This window comes from Streptomyces sp. NPDC004667, from assembly GCF_040609475.1.
Classification (GTDB): Bacteria; Actinomycetota; Actinomycetes; order Streptomycetales; family Streptomycetaceae; genus Streptomyces.
Map to the genome: position 1 here is coordinate 1 of NZ_JBEXKC010000224.1, position 2,903 is coordinate 2,903.

Genomic DNA, 2,903 nt, shown 5'->3' on the forward strand with positions numbered 1-2,903 from the left:
GGGGCGGCCGGGGCGACGGGGGCGGCCGCGGCGAAGGCCGACGAGGGCGCGCTGCCGGGCGGCCCGGAACCTTCGGACGCCACCCGCGACGCACCCCCGCTCTTCTTCACCACCACGGCCTGGCTCGACTCGCTCACCGCCGACCTCGGCCGGATGGCCGCCGCCCACGCCGTCGAGGACCGGCCGGGGCGACGCCCGTAACCGGACGGCCGCTTCTTCGGGTTTGCGACACAGCCCTCTTCACCGAGCACAACGGCCGGACGAGCGGGCCGACCGGCACGGGCCGGTGCCGGTCGACGTCAGGCCGGGAGCAGGCGCAGCGTGAGGCCCAGGCGGGCGGGGCGGCCGGGCGCGGCCTCCAGCGGGCTGTTGACCCGGCCCGTCTCCACGCACAGGAAGTGGCGGTGGTCCTCGTCCGTCAGATCGGCCATGCCCGCCGCCAGTTCGGGGCCGGGGTTCCAGACGATGACGTCGCTCGCCCCGTGGTGGGCGATCTCGACGGCCCGGCCCAGGGCCCGGTCGGTGAGGACGGCGACCTCGTCCGGTTCGGGGTAGACCCGTTCGATGTGGTCCGTCGGCGTCACCGCGCCGCCGGCGTCGGACACGTCCGATGCGAGCAGGTTGTCGCGGTAGTGCTTGCCGAGTCCCGAGACCCGGGCCTCGCCCAGGTCGCCGATCTGCAGGTAGGTGTGCAGGGCGGCCGTGCTCCGGTGCTCGCCGCTCGCCTCGACCTCGATGCCGCAGGTCTCGCCGAGCGTGATCCGGGTGGTCAGGGCGAACTCGTGCGGCCACAGGGCGCGCGTGACGTCCGAGGCCTCCAGCCGGAACACCAGCTCGACCCCGTCCTCGGTCGTGTCGTGTGACACGAGTTCCCAGTCGAGGGTCCGGGCGAAGCCGTGCGAGGGCTTGGCGACGGTGCCGAACCACGGCCAGCACAGTGGTACTCCGCCCCGGACGGGGGTCCCCGCCACCCAGGCGTTCCGCTCGCCCAGCCACAGCCCCGGTGCGGCTCCCGCGGGCTGCCAGGCGATCAGCTGGGCCCCCTGGAGGCTGACCGCGCCCCGGACGCGCGGGTGGTCGACGACCAGGAGCGGGATCTCGCCGATCCGGCGGCGGGTGACCGACGGCGCGAGCTGTTCGAGGACGGGGAGGGCGAGCAGGGTGTCGTTCATGCGCCGACTCTTCAGAATCCGCACAAGAGAGTCAAGTCGGGCCCCGGGGGACACGCGCCGGACCGCGCACGGCAGGCGGCACGGCAGGCGGCACGGCGGGTCCTGAAGTCCGCCGTGCCGCCCGCCGCGTGTGCGCCGCGTACCGTTCCGTGCTCGAAAGGGCCCCCGTCGGGCCCGCCCGGACCGGTGCGCGGCGCCGGCCTCAGCCGATCTGGTCGTAGTTCCAGTACTGGTCGAACAGCGGGGCCCACACCTCGGGCCACGGGGTGGTGGTGCTGCCGCAGGCACCCAGTACGGCCTGCGAACGGCGGCCCGTGTCACGGATGCACTGGCCGGTGCTCGCCTCGACGATCTCCCAGCGGTTCGGGTACTGCGGAGTGCCGCGGTCGTTCCAGGTGAAGGTCGAGCAGCCCCAGCCGTTGGTCAGCACGATCGGGGCGCCGGGCGTGGGGCTGCCGCCCTGCGGGCCCAGGCAGTAGGTGCCGAAGGCTCCGATGGTGAAGTTCCCGTTGCCCAGGCTCTGGAAGTGGAAGCGCTGGTGCAGCCCCGTCTTGCAGTCGAAGGTCTGGACGACCTGCCCGGCGTGCGGGGCCCCGCCGCCGCGGAGGTCGAGGCACTTCCAGCTGACGGCGGCCCGCAGTTCGTAGATGGCCGCGTTGCGGAAACTCGTCGTGTACCGGATGGCGGGGTTCTCGGCGGCCTGCGCCGAAGTGGGCATGAACAGGGCGAACAATCCGATCAGGGCAGTCACCACACCGTGCCTGCCGAGCCTGCCTGACTTTCGAGCCACGCGGTCATCTCCTGTCTCGCGACGGCCTTGACGCGAAGAACCTAGCGAGATCCACTGAATACCCGGTACCCACCCTTTCAGGGGGGTGTGTTCACTGCGGAGGCTGTGGTGAGTGGGGGCTCGGGGCTTCAGCGCGCCCAGCGGTTCATGATCTTGGCCACCGGGCTCTACCGGGCCAGCCACCTGTCCGCGGGCGTGGTGTCCGTCGCCCGGCACATGCCCGGCGCGCCCGCCGCCTGGGGGATCCTCGCCACGGCCGTGGCGGTCAGCCTGACGCTGTACGGCACGGCCCGCGCGGCCGGTCGGTTCGACCGCCGCTGGGTGTGGTGCGACGTCCTGGTGACGGGCTGCGCCCTGCCCTGGGCCGCCTGGTGGGCCCTCGGCGGTCCGGCGGTGTCCCAGAGCGGCTGGCTGATGCTGCTGGGCGGATCGGCGAGTTCGGCCGCCGCCGTGGGCCTCGGTGTCCGGGGCGCCGCAGCGTCGGCCGTGCTGCTGCTCGCGACCTCCCTCGCGGTCCACCTGGTGGTGGTCGGCGCGCGCTCGGCCGAACTGGTCGGCCACCTCAACGCGGTGCTCTCCTCCACGGTGATGGCATGGGTGTTCTGGTGGTACCTGCGGCGCCAGGGCGCCCTGCTGGACGCCGCCCAGAGCCAGGCGGTGAACGCCGAGGCGGCACGGGCCCGCCAGGCCGAGCGGATGGCCCACCACGCGGCCCTGCACGACACGGTCCTGGCCACCCTGACCACGATCGCCGCCGGTCGCGTCGACGCCAACGCGGCGCCGGTGCGCGAGCGGTGCGCGCGGGAGGCGGCGTACCTGCGGCGGCTCGTCCAGCAGGAGGACGGCGCGCTCCGGCGGTTCCTCCCAGAGCATGGGCCGCCAGTCCAGGTCGAAGACGGTGGTCCCGGACTTCGAGCGGGCCTCCAGCGCGCCGAGGGTGG

General features: G+C 73.8%; 4 protein-coding genes. 2 read left to right on the forward strand and 2 right to left on the reverse strand.

What is annotated here, in order from left to right; translation table 11 throughout:
* Positions 1–201, forward strand: a 201-nt coding sequence (locus ABZW32_RS39465; protein WP_356225699.1) for a hypothetical protein, incomplete at its 5' end; no start/stop codon positions are given.
* A 98-nt stretch (positions 202–299) separates the two neighbouring features.
* On the opposite strand, the gene ABZW32_RS39470 is transcribed toward ABZW32_RS39465, so the two are convergent.
* Both ABZW32_RS39470 and ABZW32_RS39475 read right to left on the reverse strand, forming a co-directional pair.
* Positions 300–1,172: a D-hexose-6-phosphate mutarotase gene (locus ABZW32_RS39470; RefSeq protein ID WP_356225701.1), complete on the reverse strand. Its 873-nt coding sequence runs from the start codon at positions 1,170–1,172 to the stop codon at positions 300–302.
* Between the two features lie 202 nt (positions 1,173–1,374).
* Positions 1,375–1,962 carry an RICIN domain-containing protein gene (locus ABZW32_RS39475; RefSeq protein ID WP_356225702.1) on the reverse strand — a complete coding sequence of 196 codons (588 nt, stop codon included), beginning with the start codon at positions 1,960–1,962 and terminating at the stop codon, positions 1,375–1,377.
* Positions 1,963–2,109: 147 nt separating this feature from the next.
* Here ABZW32_RS39475 and ABZW32_RS39480 point away from each other — a divergent pair.
* Positions 2,110–2,903, forward strand: a 794-nt coding sequence (locus ABZW32_RS39480; RefSeq protein ID WP_356225704.1) for a hypothetical protein, incomplete at its 3' end; no start/stop codon positions are given.

Excerpts from the sequence above, each read along its gene's own strand:
- ABZW32_RS39470 (WP_356225701.1), bottom strand. The coding sequence starts at position 1,172 with ATGAACGACACCCTGCTCGCCCTCCCCGTCCTCGAACAGCTCGCGCCG.